Raw genomic sequence first — 16,712 nt, 5'->3', positions numbered from 1 at the left:
CTAATGAGATGATGAGCCAAACATAGATCTTTCATAGTCAGGAACCCAGACTCTTTGACTAGCAATGATTTGCTCATTATTCCATACATTGACGTTAACATAACGGCTATCTCTGAGTTGAATCGGGATAGTCGTTCTTCCATATGAGTTAGTGACCGACTTAATCCCGTTTGATGAATCGGTTTCAACGATGACGTTTTCCATAATTCCGTCATTATTGAAAACTGTAACAGAGAGTTGGTCATAGAATAGTGTAATCTTTATATTGGTATTGGTATTGGTATTGGTATCAGCAAAGCAATTGCTGCATGCTGCTAATGCACAGACCAATATAATGGGTTTAAAAGTCATACATTTTCTCCTTCTTGTTGGTTGTTCCATAGACAATGGTAGTTCAAGAACTACTGGACCATAACTAATTTGTGGAAGAAAAGGTCAATATAGGTATTTTGTTGACGTCGATATTATCAGCAAATAGCTAAATCAAGCCTGACGGTTACGCAAATATTTGGGGTCTTCTCAGATTACCAGGGGGAAGTAGATACAAAAGATAGGTTACTAGACCGCATTCTACAGAATGCTACTGGGCTATAGGCTTGCCCAGCCTTGGGCTGGGCAATGAATGGAGGGGGCTAGTCTTTCTTGGTTCCAAGGATCTGCGCGACAACGATAATAGCAACAGCAACCAAGTTAGCAGCGAAGATAATTTCTAGCCACTGTGGCATTGAAAGGCCGAAGAATTGCCAAACAATCTTGCCGCAATCGCCTGAGGCTTCAAAGAACCACGGAACCCACTGGTTAAGCGGTGCCCATGCTGGGAAGTTTACGTCTAGCGCACAGGTGGCTGACCATGGGAATTCCGGAAACTGGTAGGAGACATGCTCTTGAGCCAGTGCAAGGCCTTGGTAAGAACTGTAAGCCCAACCTGCAAGTCCTGCCCAGCGAATAACATTGTTCTTTGGCGCGATCATTCCCAAAATTGCAGCAAAAGCTATCCCCATCATGGCAACGCGCTCATAAACACACATCACACATGGGTCGAGTTTCATTACATGCTGGAAGAACAGGGCACAGGCTTCAAAAAAGATAATGAAAGCCAGCAAGATAGCCCACGAAAGTCGACTCTTCGAAAAAGTATTTAGAAAATACATACGGGTTTCCTGGTTGAAAGGTTAACGGCTAAAGCGACTTGGTTTCGGTCATGCATTATCATCACGAGCAGATTTAGCACTTAACTGTTATTTGAGTATACAAAGATCAAATAAATATCAATTTCTGTCATATATTTGGCCTTAAGGGTAAATATTAGCACCAAATAATAACGAAAAATACAATAAAGCCCTGATGATTCAGGGCTTTAATACAGACAATCAGATGTTAGATAAATTTAATTAATGACCAACAACCGGGGCAATATGTGAACCGGCCTCCACTGTCGCCTGTGTGATCCAACCGAGATCATAGAACCATTGTGTCATAGGTACCAGAGTGAACTCGATACAGGCCAAGCCAACCAGTGATAGCACGATAGTGTATGGCAGTGCCATGTATACCATGCGGCCGTAGGATAGGCGGATTAGCGGAGCCAGCGCCGAGGTCAATGCGAACAGGAATGCAGCCTGACCGTTTGGCGTAGCAACAGATGGCAGGTTAGTACCGGTATTGATGGCTACAGCTAGCATGTCGAATTGCTCACGGGTAATAATACCGTCAATCAGTGCTGATTTAACTTCATTGATGTATACCGTACCGACGAAGACATTATCTGACACCATAGATAGCAGGCCATTGGCAATATAAAACATGGTCATCTGCATACTGCCTTCAAGGCTCAGTACCATATCAATGATCGGGGCGAACAATTTCTGGTCGATGATCACCGCTACAATCGAGAAGAAAACAGCAAGTAGGGCAGTAAATGGCAGGGCTTCTTCAAACGCCTTGCCCAGTGCATGTTCTTCGGTAATACCAGTGAACGAAGTCGCTAGGATAATGACGGTCAGACCGATCAGTCCCACTGCGGCTAAGTGCATTGCAAGGCCAACGATCAACCAGACAGCGATCACGACTTGGATGATCAGCTTGGCATAATCCAAATTGGTTCGGCGTTTACGTTCTTCGTTGTCAAAGTCGACCAAGATACGGCGGACGTTTTCTGGCAGGCGAGCACCATAGCCGCAGATCTGGAATTTTTCGACTAACACACAGGTAACAATACCGCAAAGGAACACTGGCAGGGTTACTGGCAACATGCGGATTATGAACTCACCGAAGAGCCAACCGGCCTGATCGGCGATGATCAGGTTTTGCGGCTCACCCACCATGGTCATTACACCGCCAAGTGCAGTACCTATACCGGCGTGCATCAGCAGGCTGCGCAGGAAGGCACGGTAGTTTTCTAAGTCGTCACGGCTGACTTCAAGAATATTTGAATCTGACGTATGGTCGTGTGAGGAGTGGGGTTCCTGGCCAGAAGCGACCTTGTGGTAAATACTGTAGAAGCCAATAGTAACACTGATCACAACAGCAATGACTGTCAGCGCATCAAGGAAAGCTGACAGGAAAGCGGCCATCATGCAGAACGCCAGCGATAACAAGGTTTTGGAGTGGATGCCGATCAATATTTTGGTGAAGATATAAAGTAGCAGCTGCTTCATGAAGTAGATGCCAGCAACCATGAAGATCAGTAGCAACATCACTTCGATATTGGCAACCAATTCGTGCTTGACCATTTCAGGGCTGGTCATCCCGATAGCGACCGCCTCGATAGCGAGCAGGCCACCGGGTTGTAATGGGTAACATTTTAATGCCATTGCCAGGGTGAAGATGAACTCGATAACGAGTAGCCAGCCTGCAACGAAAGGGTCAATCAAAAAGAAAACAAAAGGATTAATGATCAGAAAAGCAATGATGGCGACCTTGTACCAGTCGGGTGCTTTACCGAGGAAGTTTTTTATAAAAGCGTTCCCTAGCGAAATTGCCATGTGTTCGAGTCTCTTGATATACGCAAATACTAATAATAAGCTGCGTTGCTATCTTGCCTTTGAAGTCCGAGAGAGGGTAACCATTATGTAATTGTTTTGGTTAATTTTTCTATAGAGACCCTCTAAGCTAAAAACCATTTCCTTGATGGTGTTTAACTTAAAGCAGGCAGCAGCATCCGTTCAGCTCCCAGAGTGAAAACGTGCTAACTCTACCGCGAGATCCGTCGCAGTCAAGTGCTTATAGATGAATTTATTTAAGATTGTGAAAATTCATCGCAAAAAAAGGCTTGCGTGTGTTTTTCTATGTCTCTGTGAAATATATGCTTACAAATTTCGTTTTGCGTTGAGCTTCGTCAAATTTTGGTCCGACGAAACGGTGGGCCGAATGTTGCGTGGTATGGGTATGCTCAATGTATATCACTCACATGAGTGTGCATGGTTATAAATAGATAACAGAGATACTTCTTTTGGTAATTAGGTGGGCAATAAGTAAAGACTGGTGGTATGATGAGTTAATAAAAATAGAGCAAGAAGCAACTGGAAAACTGATCAGATGGTTATAAAGGCTGATAGCCCAGCAACATTTGCTGAGAAATATATTATTGAGAGTATCTGGAATAATCACTTCCCACAGGGCTCAATCCTTCCCGCAGAACGAGAATTGTCAGAACTAATTGGTGTTACACGGACGACTCTTCGTGAGGTATTGCAGCGTCTCGCTCGTGATGGTTGGCTGACAATTCAGCACGGTAAACCGACACGGGTGAATAACTACATGGACACCTCGGGACTGAGCATTCTCGATACCCTAATTACACTTGATGGCCAAGATGTTCAAGGCGTGATGGAAGATCTTCTTTCGGCGCGCACAGACATCAGCAGTGTATACATGCGCTATGCCATCAAGGGTAACCCGGAAGAATCTTCTACTTTGATTGATCATGTTATCGAAGAGTGTGAAGCCTTGTTGAAGGCTGATAGCTTCGCTGATTATATTGAACACAGTGAAGACAAAGCTGACTTGATGCAGGAAGTAAAAAAGATCGTCGATAAATACGGTAAAGACGATCCTGAGCTGTGCGAGGCTATTAGCCGCGCTCGTGCTTTCAATTACTTTGATTACCGCATGTTCCAAGGGTTGGCGACGAAATCAGGCAATACCCTGTATGTACTCACAATCAATGGTCTACGCAAAATTTATACCCGCGTCGGTGGTTACTACTTTATGTCGAGAGAAGCCTGTGAGCTTGCTCTAGAATTTTACAGAGACATGAAGTCATACTGTGAAAACAGTCAGCCTGAGATGGTTGCTGATCGTATCCGCAAATACGGCCGTGAGAGTGGGGCAATTTGGTACGCTAACCGTATTGAAATTGCTCGCTACCTGTACGAAGAAGAACAGTAAGCCAAGCGAATTACATTGTACAAAAGAAAAGGAGATGCCATGGCATCTCCTTTTTGTTTCTAAGTGTTAATAAGTATGTGGCGGCAACACGGTGTTTTTGGCGTTGTCGGTACAGGCTGACAGGCAATTTAATCTTCGGTCAGATCTCCGTATTGTACTGCGCGCGGTTTGGACAGGTTCCTAATATATGGGAACGGCCATCGGCGAGCTCTTCCTCCAGTGTGACGTCAAAGCCCCATAACCGGTGCATGTGTTTCAGAACCTCTTGGTGGCTGTCGGCTAACGGGATGCGATTATGCGGTACATAACGCAGGGTTAGCGAGCGGTCACCTTTCAGTGCGACATTCCATACTTGGATATTCGGCTCATTGTTGCTGAGGTTGTATTGTGACGAGAGCTTCTCCCGGATAGCCCGGTAACCTTCCTCATTGTGAATTGCACTGACTTCGACATAGTTATGTCGGTCGTCGTCATCGACGGCAAACAACTTGAAGTCACGCATCACTTTCGGTGACAGGAACTGACTGATAAAGCTTTCGTCTTTAAAGTTCTCCATTGCAAAGTGAAGAGTATCTAACCAATCTTTTCCTGCAATATCCGGGAACCAGTATTTATCTTCCTCGGTTGGATTTTCACAGATCCGGCGAATATCCTGGAACATCGCAAAGCCCAACGCGTAGGGGTTAATACCGCTGTAGTACGGGCTGTTGTAGTCCGGTTGCGCCACTACGTTGGTATGGCTGTGCAAAAACTCGATAATGAAGCGGTCGGTCACCAGGCCCTCATCATAAAGGTGATTGAGAATGGTGTAGTGCCAGAACGTTGCCCACCCCTCGTTCATCACCTGAGTCTGTTTTTGCGGGTAGAAATATTGGCTTACTTTGCGCACAATCCTGACTACCTCACGCTGCCATGGCTCCAATAAAGGGGCATGCTTTTCGATGAAGTAAAGGATATTCTCCTGCGGCTCCGCCGGGAATCGTATTTCTTCCGCTTCGATTTCTTCCTCATGGGTAACCGGAATGGTACGCCATAATGAATTGACCTGTGTTTGCAGGTAGTCTTCCCGGGCTTGCTGTCGTGCCTTTTCTTCGACCATAGAGATTTTCTGTGGTCGCTTGTAGCGGTCGACGCCGTAGTTCATTAACGCATGGCAGGAGTCCAACAGCCTTTCAACCTCATTCACGCCGTATTTTTCTTCACACTCGGTGATGTATTTACGGGCAAACAACAAGTAGTCGATGATGGAACTGGCATCTGTCCATGTCTTGAATAAATAATTCCCTTTAAAGAACGAATTGTGGCCATAACACGCATGGGCCATAACGAGCGCCTGCATTGTGATGGTATTCTCTTCCATCAAATATGAAATACAGGGATCAGAGTTGATCACAATTTCATATGCAAGGCCCATTTGACCATGTTTATAGCCTCGCTCAGTTTCGATGAAGCGCTTACCAAAAGACCAGTGATGGTAGTTGATAGGCATACCAATACTGGAATAAGCATCCATCATTTGTTCGGCAGTGATGATCTCGATTTGGTTGGGATAGGCATCAAGCCGGTAGTGGTCGGCTACCCGCTTGATTTCCTTGTGGTACTGATCCAACAAATCGAATGTCCAATCTGGACCGTCACTGAGTGTCTTTGATTTAGCGACTGTCTCCATAGCACATCCCCCCTAAAGCGACGTTAACTGACTTGCTTTTTAAAAAGCTCCCGGAATACAGGGAAAATGTCTTCCACGCTCCTTATGTTCTGCATCGCAAAGTTACTGTGGCTGGCATGTAGCGCCTCATATTCCCGCCATAGTGTTTGGTGTGCCCGGCGTGTAATTTCGATGTATGAGTAGTAACGGGTTACTGGCAAGAGTTCCTTGTCCAATAGCTCACGGCAGCCCGGTGAATCATCTGCCCAATTATCCCCATCCGATGCTTGGGCCGCGTAGATGTTCCACTCGGCAGGGGAGTAGCGTTTCTTCACGATATCATTCATCAACCTCAGTGCACTCGACACTATGGTTCCCCCAGTCTCTTGAGAGTAGAAGAACTCATGTTCATCCACCTCTTTGGCCTGTGTGTGGTGGCGAATAAATACCACATCGACATTCTTATAGGTCCGGTTAAGGAACAGGTACAGCAAGATATAAAAGCGCTTGGCGATATCTTTGGTTGCCTGATCCATTGAACCTGAAACATCCATCAAACAGAACATAACCGCTTGGCTGCTAGGCTGTGGCCGACGTTCGTAGTTTTTGTAGCGTAGATCAAAGGTATCAATGAACGGTACGCTGCTAATTTTCTGACGTAGCCCCTGGATCTCATTTTTCACCCGCTCTTCCTCGAAAGGTTGGGCTGGTTCGGTATTCATTAACAGATCCAGTGTTTTCTCAAGCTCACGAAGCTGGCGACGCTTAGCGGCGGTCATTGCGGTACGTCGAGCCAGAGAATTCTGGAGCGATTTTACAATGGCAATATTGGCCGGTACGCCGGACGACTTGAAGCCCGAGCGAAACGTTTTCCATTCAACAATTTTGTTGAGCTGATTTTTCTCAAGGTTTGGCAGCTCTAAATCTTCAAAGAGTAAATCGAGATATTCGTCTTTGGAGATTTGGAACACGAATTCATCCTGGCCCTCACCATCGGGGCTGGCCTGTCCTTCACCGGCTCCACCTTGTCCGCCCCCTCCTTGGGGGCGTTCAATGCGGTCACCGGGGCTGAACTGGTCATTGCCCGGGTGGACAACTTCACGTTGTCCACCACGGCCTTGGTGAAAGCTTGGCTCGCGGATGTCACGGCTTGGAATAGAAATATCCTCACCGCTTTCCACATCGGTAATCGAGCGTTTATTTACCGCGTCAGCAATAGATTCTTTAATCTGTTGCTTGTGACGGCGCAGGAAACGCTGACGGTTTACCGTGCTTTTGTTTTTACCGTTGAGCCTGCGGTCTATAAAATGCGCCATAAGCTCTCCCCTTATTCATCAAACCACTCAGTTTATGAAGACTTACGAACGCGTAGGTACCACTCAGAAAGTAGGCGGACCTGTTTGCGGGTATAGCCTTTCTCCATCATACGAGCAACGAAGTCGTCGTGTTTCTTCTGCTCATCCGTTGATGTTTTGGCATTGAATGAAATAACTGGAAGTAACTCTTCTGTGTTCGAGAACATTTTCTTCTCAATAACCGTGCGTAGCTTCTCGTAGCTGGTCCAGTTCGGATTCTTACCTGCGTTACTGGCACGGGCACGGAGCACGAAGTTGACGATTTCGTTTCGGAAATCTTTCGGGTTGCTGATCCCGGCAGGCTTCTCTATTTTCTCCAGTTCGTTGTTCAATGCCGAGCGGTCAAACAGCTGGCCAGTTTCTGGGTCTCGGTATTCCTGATCCTGGATCCAGAAGTCGGCATAGCTGACATAGCGGTCAAAGATATTCTGGCCGTACTCAGAGTACGACTCGAGGTAGGCGGTTTGAATTTCTTTACCGATAAACTCAACGTATTTCGGCGTTAGGTAGCCTTTAAGGAACTCAAGGTACTTTTCTGCCAGCTCTTGTGGGAACTGCTCACGCTCAATCTGTTGCTCAAGTACATAGAATAGGTGAACAGGGTTGGCCGCCACTTCAGAATGATCGAAGTTGAACACGCGAGATAGGATCTTGAATGCGAAACGGGTTGATAGTCCGGCCATCCCTTCATCGACACCGGCGTAGTCTCGGTATTCCTGATAAGACTTGGCTTTCGGGTCGGTATCTTTGAGTGTTTCGCCGTCATAGACTCGCATTTTCGAGTACAGACTCGAGTTCTCAGGCTCTTTCAGGCGAGAAAGCACTGTGAAGCGGGCCAGAATTTCCAGCGTGCTTGGCGAGCAAGGTGCTGCTGATAGTTCACTACTTTGCAGGAGTTTTTCGTAGATGCGAATTTCTTCTGAAACGCGTAAGCAATACGGAACCTTCACAATATAGACGCGGTCCAAGAAGGCTTCGTTGTTCTTGTTATTACGGAACGTCTGCCACTCGGATTCATTCGAGTGAGCCAAGATAATGCCGTCGAAAGGTAGGGCTGAAAGGCCTTCGGTACCGTTGTAGTTACCTTCCTGTGTTGCGGTTAGCAGCGGGTGAAGAACTTTCAATGGCGCCTTGAACATCTCGACGAATTCCATCAAGCCCTGGTTAGCCTTACACAGTGCACCTGAGTAGCTATAGGCATCTGGGTCGTCTTGGGCAAAATGTTCAAGTTGACGAATATCAACTTTACCCACCAGCGAGGAGATATCTTGGTTGTTTTCATCGCCTGGTTCAGTTTTGGCGATACCAACCTGATCAAGAATGGATGGACGTACTTTCACAACTTTGAATTTTGTAATATCGCCACCAAATTCATGCAGGCGCTTAGCAGCCCAAGGCGACATGATATTGTTGAGGTAGCGCTCTGGGATACCGTATTCTTTCTTGAGGATATCTCCATCTTCAGTTTTATCGAATAGACAGAATGGATGGTCGTTTACCGGGCTGCTCTCGCCATTGGCTGTCAGCACATAAACGGGTACCTTCTGCATTAGGCTTTTCAGTTTTTCAGCCAGTGATGATTTACCCCCACCGACAGGACCTAATAGATAGAGGATCTGTTTACGTTCTTCTAAGCCCTGCGCGGCATGTTTTAGATAGGAAACGATCTGCTCAATCGCTTCTTCCATGCCATAAAAATCTTCAAAGGTTTTATAGCGGGAAATTACACGGTTGGAGAAAAGGCGGCTCAAGCGCGGATCTTGAGCGGTGTCAATCATCTCGGGTTCGCCAATAGCCATCAACAGACGTTCTGCTGCGTTGACATAAGCGCTTCGATCGTTACGGCAGATCTCAAGGAACTCTTGCAATGAAAGCTCTTCATCCTTGGATTCTTCATAGCGTTGACGATAGTGGTCAAAAATACTCATGGTATGCCCCCTGAATCGTTCTTTAATCAATTAGAAAGGACGAAAACACAAATCTTTCACATCCCCCATATCTTAAGACTAGACCTAACTGATTAAAGTGCTTGACTGAGTTGTTGGTTTATAAACTAAATTTCCTTTTTCGGTGTTCCTTACAAGCTGAATAAATTTTGCTCATTTGTTTACTATCCTCCTATAAATCAGGTTCTGCAAGAGGTCTTGTTTAAAAAAAATCACGAAAATGTTGATGTATTGTGACTCCCCATGCTTGTCAAAATAGACAGTCATAAATGATGAAATTTATTTCCAGAGCAGAGTTATTTACTGAATGTAAAGGTTTTCATCGCTCCCAACGGGTAACAAATGATGCTCTGGCTAGTGCATGATGGCTTTTTTGCAAAATCACTAATTTGCAAGGCTGATTTTTGCAAATACGCGGGAAATCAAAGTAATTATGTAATGATGTTTTGGTCTAGCTTGAGTGTCAAAAATTTGCGATCCGGAGTTATTTTGAGAGCTAAATCAAAAACTCTGGCTTAAGCTAAAAAAATGCCGATATTTGGGGGGAGCCTATTTAATGAGTATTTCTCGTGTTGATACTGTTTCGATCCCTGTGTCTGATCAAAGCGAGTCATTGACGTTTTATCGTGATGCACTGGGTTTCGAGCTGATACGTGATCACCAAGCAGATAAGCATAAGCGTTGGATCCAACTTGCACCGAAAGGAGCTGAGACCACGATCAGTTTGGTGATGCCCTTTGGAGGGATGAAAGCCGGATCTGTGCAGGGGCTGGTGGTGCAGACAGATGATATCCACTCGACGTATGATGAGCTTTCAAGCCGAGGTGTGTCATTATCAGAGATTGTAACTTTGATTGGGGGGCGTTTTGCGACCTTTGCCGATCCTGATGGCAATGGCTGGGTACTTATTGAGGCTAACTCGCAGATGCTAGCTTGATGTATCAGAGCAGCTTAAAGGGATTAAAGCCATTTGATCTCACGTTGGTGAGGATGAAAAGATACCTGACGGCAAACTGCCGTACAGGTATTCAATATGCTGATCTTACGCGGTAGCCCCGCAAAGGTTGTTAGCGTTTTACACTGACTTCCGTGGTAAGTGTATGCACTTCACCGGGCGCTAGGGTTATGCTCTGGCTGTTGTGGATGGTTGACTCAACACATACCATGGTTTCAAAGCTGTTGTTTGCCATATCCCCCATGCTTTCTGACAGCGCTTGCCACGGATTCCAGATCACCGCGGCATTGTGGCCGCTGTTAGTGACGGCAATTTTACGGCTATTACCGTCGTGGATCATTACCGTTGGCTCTGGTTGGGTATAGACACGATCCACTTCACCTTCAAAGCTCAGCTGCTCGCCGCCTTGGCAAATTTGACCGCCTTGGGTACTGTCAGCATACTCGTTGCCCATCTGGGTTACGTGGATATCATGGATATTTGCGACACTGAAATAAGTGTGCAGTGCACCTGAGAAGCTCCACGCCGTATCATCCGTATTGGTTGAGGTTAGCGAGACTTTTAGGGTTGTACCGATTTCGAAGGTCAGCACATTGTGGAATTTGTGCGGCCAGATAGCGCGGGTTGCTTCTGAGTCGGACAGCGTCAGGGCGACAATAACACCGCTGTCATTTTCACGGTGCTCCTGAAGAGTCCATTCACTGTTACGGGCGAAACCGTGTGATGGTGCTGCTGCTTTGCCAAACCAAGGCCAGCAGACAGGAATACCACCACGGATTGCCTTGGTGGTATCAAATTCAGCTTTTTCGCTCAGCCAAATAACGTCTTCTTCACCTTGTGGTTTAAACCAAATCAGGTGGCCACCATGAAGGGAAATCCCGGCTTCTGCTTGGGCATGGTTGATTCTTACTATCTTGATCCCTTGGTATTCACAGATGGTAACAGCATCCGATAAGGCTGCTACTGCTGGAAGAGTATTGAAATCCATCAGACTATCCTTTAGTTGTAGCAATGTATAAATAATTGCCACTTTGACGTGAAAGTAACAGTTATTTATATACTTCTTTTTATTTGAAAATTAACAATCCATGTTAAAACTTATTTGTTAAATATGTAATTATTTTTTAGCTGGTGTTTACTGCTTCTAAGCTGGGAGACACGAAGACCAAGCTTAATAAGTTGTTATCAAGGTTGAGTACCGTAATGAGTGACTCTGATGTCTAGCACTGAGATCTACGGCTGTAACCAGCAAATACTGATCAGATATTGATATCGGCTTTTGTATAAAGCCAGATACAAAAAAGGCGACACCGTAGCGTCGCCTTTTATTATCTAGCTAAAAGCTTACATTACTTAGAAATGTGAGCGATTAGGTCTAGAACTTTGTTTGAGTAACCGATTTCGTTGTCGTACCAAGATACAACTTTAACGAATTTGTCAGTCAGAGCAACACCAGCTTTAGCATCGAATACTGAAGTCTGAACTTCACCGATGAAGTCTTGAGAAACAACTTGATCTTCAGTGTAACCAAGAACGCCAGCCATTTCGCCTTCTGAAGCAGCTTTCATAGCAGCACAGATTTCGTCGTAAGAAGCAGCTTCTTTAAGGTTAACTGTTAGGTCAACTACAGAAACATTAGCAGTTGGTACGCGGAAAGCCATACCAGTTAGCTTGCCGTTTAGTTCTGGAAGAACAACGCCTACAGCTTTAGCAGCACCAGTTGAAGATGGGATGATGTTCTGAGAAGCACCACGACCACCGCGCCAGTCTTTAGCAGAAGGACCGTCAACAGTCTTCTGAGTAGCAGTAGTAGCGTGAACAGTAGTCATAAGACCAGATTCGATGCCCCACTTGTCGTTAAGAACTTTAGCGATTGGCGCTAGGCAGTTCGTAGTACAAGAAGCGTTAGAAACGATGTCTTGACCAGCGTAAGAGTCTTGGTTAACACCCATAACGAACATTGGAGTTGCGTCTTTAGATGGACCAGTAAGAACTACTTTCTTCGCACCAGCTGTGATGTGCTGACGAGCAGTTTCGTCAGTTAGGAAAATACCTGTTGCTTCAGCAACAACGTCAACACCGATTGCATCCCACTTAAGGTCAGCTGGATTACGCTCTGCAGTTACGCGAACTGTTTTGCCGTTAACGATTAGGTTACCACCTTCAACTTCAACAGTACCGTTGAAGCGGCCGTGAGTTGAATCGTACTTAAGCATGTAAGCCATGTACTCAACGTCGATTAGGTCGTTGATACCAACAACTTCGATGTCGTTACGCTCTACAGAAGCACGGAAAACAAAACGTCCAATACGGCCAAAACCGTTAATACCTACTTTGATAGTCATTACAGTTGCTCCACAACTTAATTTCTAATGAAAGATAACTGGTAGTAAAATTACAGAATATAACGTGACCCTGCAAGTGAAAAACGAACTTAAATTGCGTGAGGTCAAAAAAAAGTTCGGATCTTTTTTACATTCCAACTACAACGCTGCAAATTCGTACAGATGTTGTATGAATATCAATCATTGCTGTTATTAACTTTTAATATCAACACGAAGCCCACCCAAAATATGCTTAAATGAGCAGTGAAGATGTAAAATCCTTTCGAGCAGAAAGTATGTGCCACAGTTGACGTAAATGGCAACCATTTTTCAGATAGATAACGTTAAAATTCAATGAAGGGAATGTAATGTCAGTTAAATCAGACTCTTATTGGCGTGATAAACTGTCGGAAGAGCAGTATCGCATCTGTCGGGAGCAAGGAACGGAGGCGCCTTTCTCGGGTAAGTTACTGCACAACCGTGAAACGGGTGTGTATAGCTGTACTTGTTGTCAGGCCCCATTGTTCCACTCGAGCAATAAATATGACTCCGGTTGTGGCTGGCCGAGTTTTGATGCGCCGGCTGAGCGTGATGTGATTCGATATATTGAAGATAACAGCCATGGGATGCACCGGATTGAGATCCGCTGTGCTCAGTGTGATAGCCACCTTGGCCATGTATTTCCAGATGGGCCAAAAACCACCGGGGAGCGGTATTGTGTTAATTCGGTATCTTTAATTTTTAAAAACGAGAATGAGGATCCCGAACAACAGGACGAGTAGCCGTTAGGCGGGTATTCATGCCTATGCTCATCGTGACGCCCTGCATTCTACACGGGGCGCCTTTGAGTAATGCCTAATAGCCTCTCTGCTGAATGGTGCTACTCGGCCATGCTGGCGTTGAAGTCACCGTCATAAAGTGCTCGGGCTATCATCTCTGCCTGGCCATTCAATTCATTACGTCGCTCGTCGCTCATCGGATAGAACGCATTTAATTTGTCTTGTTTGGCAACCGGCATCGCTAACGCTTCACCGACTTTGGCCCAAAGGTAGGCTTGTTCCCTAGCGCCTTGTTGATGGGATAACGTGGCCAGGCCTTGGAGGATTTCTGGTTTTATCTTCGGCTTACGAGCATAGAGCTCAAGCGCTCGCTTGAGTAGGCCAATGGTTTTCTCCTGATCCTTCGATGTATAGAAGGTGGCTAGTGCCAATTGCATCTCTGGCGTTTCCATTGCTGAAGATCCTTCGAGTCTCAAGAATTTCCGCAACGCCTCTTTATTTCCTTGGCTCCAGCGAAAATAGAGGATCTCAGGATCGTTCGATGTGGCAAGCTCAGTGTTGAGTCGGTCGATCGAGGCGTAAGCACTGAGCATTGCTTGGGTGCGGTGGGTTTTACGCTCTTTCAATTCCGTAGGCTCGATACGGGCGGCATATTCCAGGCACTTTTGGTAATCGTAGGTGTATTGCAGTTCTTTGAATTTATTTTTGTCGGTTGGATCTTTTTGCACATCGTATCGCTGCCAAATGAGGCTGACCCGTTGCAGGCGACACTGGCCATCATTGAGGTTGGTATCGGCACAAAGCTGTGGCTCGGCCTGACATAAGCTGTCTGTCGAGCGGTGGCGTTCAAAGCAGCCACTAAGGAGTACAGCACTGGCCAGCAGTAGGGTAAGTTTTAATGTGGCTTTTCTCATTATAGTTTTCAAGGACTTCGGCAAAGGTGGCTTTAATTTACGAGTTTATCAAAAAAGAGATAAAAGATTGCGGCGGGCCGCTGGTTTTCAGCAGTGTGATCCCCCAAGCAGTTTATCGACGTATCCTTGGCGAGCTTTAATAGAAACTGTTATTACTGCGGGCAACAACAATATTAAATGGAAAAAGTGAAACGCAATGGATCTTGAAACTTTGCTTAATGCTATGACCCCAGAGGTTTACCAACGGCTAGCCACTGCGGTTGAAATTGGTAAGTGGCCAGACGGTAGCTCCCTGACTCCTGAACAGCGTGACTCTTCAATGCAAGCGGTAATGTTATATCAGTCGCGTCATAATGCCGATGCTGCCCACATGACGGTTGAGAAAGGGGGAGAGATAAAATTTAAATCGAAGGCAGAGCTGAAAAAGGAATTTGCAGGCGACAATGCCTCAACCGCTGAAATGACGGCAGATGATATTGTTCGTTTTGACCACGACGAACTTTGAGGTGTCGCTACCAAGCTACACTATTTGATGCTAGCGAGTACCACGGGCGGGCAATAGAAGCCAGATAGCTCGTGGTCTTCTTCGCCAACCAGATTAGCAACCCAAGGCTCTTGCTCAATACGTGAGAGGTAGCTATCTAAGCGCGGGTAATGCGAAAATCTCAGCCCTGCCATCCAGCCACTTCGTAGTACGCTCCACAAGCTTATTTCAGCCATCGACAAGTGCTCACCGATGTAATCCTGTTCTGGCAGTTGCTCTTCTAGGTATTGTATGGCTCTTGGTAGGTGGATTTCGAGACATTGCTCAACGGCTTCTTCATCGACATCTTTATCGAGCATCTTTCCCCTGAGTATTTTTTGGTAGAACAGCACTCCGCCAATGAGCGAGGTAAGGCGGGTATCGGCGTACTCTTCCAACCAACGGATTTTGGCTCTGGTGATGGCATCTCCGGGGTACAACGGCGGAATAGGGTATTGGTCATCTAGGTAATGGGCAATAACCGTGGAGTCCATGATGCTGTGTTGCTCAACGTCCAATATGGGGACTTTTCCCAGCGGATGGCGCTTTTGGGCCAGTTCTTTTTCGACATAGGGATTGAGGGGCTGCAGCTCATAGGTGATCCCTTTATAAGCAAGGGCCAGCATGATTTTTCTGACAAAAGGTGAAATCGAGGAACCATGTAGGATCATAATGTACGTACGGCCTTTCACTGACAGGAATAGTCAAAGTGTAGCCGAGTTGCTGTTTATGCGGGAAGAACTAGAAAAAACGGCAGCCAATGGTTGCCGTTTATATTCATCTTGCCGCGATATTGAGGATTAGAGCGTTAGCTCGCCTCGTAAATCTTGTTGCATTAGACTGCGTACGTTTTCTACTGGTAGATTTTGGCTCAGAAGGAAATGTAGCTTGGCCAGTGCGGCTTCTGGTGTCATGTCATATCCACTGAGGACACCGGCATCGGCAAGGGCACAGCCTGTTGCATAGCCGCCCATATTGACCTTGCCTGACAGACATTGGGTAAGGTTCATCACGATAACACCACGCTCGCTCGCTTCTTTTAGCTGATCCAGCAATTCTTTGTTTTGCGGGGCATTACCTACACCAAATGTCAGTAGGATCATGGCATTGACTGGTTGGCGGAGGGTATTGCGGATCACCTCTGGTGAGATCCCCGGATACATGGTGATCACGCCAATCGGTTGAGGTGTGATGTTATGAACCTTGAATGGCCCATCTGGCTGCTTGTCGATTTCAACATTATTGGTTTGAATGTTGATACCCGCTTCCAGCAACGGTGGTAGGTTAGGTGAAATAAAGGCACCGAATCCGTCAGCGTGGGCTTTCGTACTGCGGTTACCGCGGATCAGTTTGTTATTGAAGAACACAGTAACTTCATTGATCGGGTAGTTTGCCGCGACGTGAAGGGCGTTGAGCAGGTTGCTCTGGCCGTCAGAGCGCAGCTCCGCAAGCGGAATTTGCGATCCGGTGACAATCACTGGCTTGTCGAGGTTTTCGAACATGAAAGACAAGGCTGAGGCGGTGTATGCCATGGTATCCGTACCATGCAAGATCACAAAACCGTCGTACTTGTCGTAGTTCGCTTTAATATCATCAGCAATGCGCTGCCAATCCGCTGGCGTCATATCCGACGAGTCGATAAGGGGATCGTATTCGTGGATGGTGAACTTTGGCATTTCTGCACGATGGAATTCTGGCATGCTTTCCAGTTGCTGTTCCATAAAACCAGCAATGGGTACGTAGCCATGGTCTGACTTCTGCATACCAATTGTGCCGCCAGTGTAGGCGATGTAAATGTGTTTTCTTTCCATATGAAGGTACAGAATTATCGGTTTGGTGGGCGCATTATACGGTGTATGTAGCGTAAAAAAAGCCCGGT

The 16,712-nt window shown here is 46.2% G+C and carries 15 protein-coding genes; 4 read left to right on the top strand and 11 right to left on the bottom strand.

Going from position 1 to position 16,712, the window contains the following annotated elements; all coding sequences use genetic code 11:
• From NHN17_RS00135 to nhaB, 3 genes are all read right to left on the bottom strand, one after another.
• Nucleotides 1-351, bottom strand: coding sequence for a hypothetical protein (locus NHN17_RS00135; RefSeq protein ID WP_255040063.1), 351 nt, complete (start codon nucleotides 349-351; stop codon nucleotides 1-3).
• Nucleotides 352-632: 281 nt separating this feature from the next.
• The gene (gene dsbB / locus NHN17_RS00130) at nucleotides 633-1,151 is read right to left on the bottom strand and encodes a disulfide bond formation protein DsbB (protein ID WP_255040062.1); all 519 of its coding nucleotides are present in this window, start codon (nucleotides 1,149-1,151) and stop codon (nucleotides 633-635) included.
• Between the two features lie 240 nt (nucleotides 1,152-1,391).
• A complete protein-coding gene (nhaB, locus tag NHN17_RS00125; protein WP_255040061.1) occupies nucleotides 1,392-2,984 on the bottom strand; it encodes a Na(+)/H(+) antiporter NhaB in 1,593 nt (530 codons plus the stop codon).
• Between the two features lie 553 nt (nucleotides 2,985-3,537).
• Here nhaB and fadR point away from each other — a divergent pair.
• Entirely contained in the window at nucleotides 3,538-4,389 is an 852-nt protein-coding gene (gene fadR / locus NHN17_RS00120; protein ID WP_255040060.1) for a fatty acid metabolism transcriptional regulator FadR, read from the top strand.
• 139 nt (nucleotides 4,390-4,528) lie between these two features.
• Here the strand turns inward: fadR and NHN17_RS00115 are convergent, their stop codons facing one another.
• From NHN17_RS00115 to NHN17_RS00105, 3 genes are read right to left on the bottom strand one after another with little or no spacing between them, the layout of a single operon-like run.
• Nucleotides 4,529-6,058, bottom strand: a complete 1,530-nt coding sequence (locus tag NHN17_RS00115; protein WP_255040059.1) for a SpoVR family protein — start codon at nucleotides 6,056-6,058, stop codon at nucleotides 4,529-4,531.
• 23 nt (nucleotides 6,059-6,081) lie between these two features.
• A complete protein-coding gene (locus tag NHN17_RS00110; protein WP_255040058.1) occupies nucleotides 6,082-7,353 on the bottom strand; it encodes a YeaH/YhbH family protein in 1,272 nt (423 codons plus the stop codon).
• Nucleotides 7,354-7,385: 32 nt separating this feature from the next.
• Entirely contained in the window at nucleotides 7,386-9,320 is a 1,935-nt protein-coding gene (locus NHN17_RS00105) for a PrkA family serine protein kinase (RefSeq protein WP_255040057.1), read from the bottom strand.
• Nucleotides 9,321-9,894: 574 nt separating this feature from the next.
• On the opposite strand from NHN17_RS00105, the gene NHN17_RS00100 reads away from it, so the two are divergent.
• On the top strand, nucleotides 9,895-10,275 hold the full coding sequence (locus NHN17_RS00100; protein WP_255040056.1) for a VOC family protein: 381 nt from the start codon (nucleotides 9,895-9,897) through the stop codon (nucleotides 10,273-10,275).
• A 130-nt stretch (nucleotides 10,276-10,405) separates the two neighbouring features.
• Here the strand turns inward: NHN17_RS00100 and NHN17_RS00095 are convergent, their stop codons facing one another.
• The gene (locus NHN17_RS00095; RefSeq protein WP_255040055.1) at nucleotides 10,406-11,281 is read right to left on the bottom strand and encodes a D-hexose-6-phosphate mutarotase; all 876 of its coding nucleotides are present in this window, start codon (nucleotides 11,279-11,281) and stop codon (nucleotides 10,406-10,408) included.
• Between the two features lie 361 nt (nucleotides 11,282-11,642).
• A complete protein-coding gene (gene gap, locus NHN17_RS00090) occupies nucleotides 11,643-12,638 on the bottom strand; it encodes a type I glyceraldehyde-3-phosphate dehydrogenase (protein ID WP_255040054.1) in 996 nt (331 codons plus the stop codon).
• Nucleotides 12,639-12,985: 347 nt separating this feature from the next.
• Between gap and msrB the strand changes: the two genes are divergently transcribed.
• Nucleotides 12,986-13,399 carry a peptide-methionine (R)-S-oxide reductase MsrB gene (msrB, locus tag NHN17_RS00085; RefSeq protein WP_255040053.1) on the top strand — a complete coding sequence of 138 codons (414 nt, stop codon included), beginning with the start codon at nucleotides 12,986-12,988 and terminating at the stop codon, nucleotides 13,397-13,399.
• Between the two features lie 98 nt (nucleotides 13,400-13,497).
• Here the strand turns inward: msrB and NHN17_RS00080 are convergent, their stop codons facing one another.
• A complete protein-coding gene (locus NHN17_RS00080) occupies nucleotides 13,498-14,310 on the bottom strand; it encodes a DUF2989 domain-containing protein (protein WP_255040051.1) in 813 nt (270 codons plus the stop codon).
• A 196-nt stretch (nucleotides 14,311-14,506) separates the two neighbouring features.
• Between NHN17_RS00080 and NHN17_RS00075 the strand changes: the two genes are divergently transcribed.
• Nucleotides 14,507-14,815, top strand: a complete 309-nt coding sequence (locus NHN17_RS00075; RefSeq protein ID WP_255040050.1) for a YeaC family protein — start codon at nucleotides 14,507-14,509, stop codon at nucleotides 14,813-14,815.
• A gap of 20 nt (nucleotides 14,816-14,835) precedes the next feature.
• Here the strand turns inward: NHN17_RS00075 and NHN17_RS00070 are convergent, their stop codons facing one another.
• Nucleotides 14,836-15,504: a glutathione S-transferase family protein gene (locus NHN17_RS00070; RefSeq protein ID WP_255040049.1), complete on the bottom strand. Its 669-nt coding sequence runs from the start codon at nucleotides 15,502-15,504 to the stop codon at nucleotides 14,836-14,838.
• Nucleotides 15,505-15,633: 129 nt separating this feature from the next.
• Nucleotides 15,634-16,644: an asparaginase gene (ansA, locus tag NHN17_RS00065; protein ID WP_255040048.1), complete on the bottom strand. Its 1,011-nt coding sequence runs from the start codon at nucleotides 16,642-16,644 to the stop codon at nucleotides 15,634-15,636.
• Between the last annotated feature and the right edge of the window lie 68 nt (nucleotides 16,645-16,712).

The sequence above is a fragment of the Photobacterium pectinilyticum genome, from assembly GCF_024357955.1.
Taxonomy (GTDB): Bacteria; Pseudomonadota; Gammaproteobacteria; order Enterobacterales; family Vibrionaceae; genus Photobacterium; species Photobacterium pectinilyticum.
This window is presented reverse-complemented; position numbering and strand designations above follow the sequence as displayed.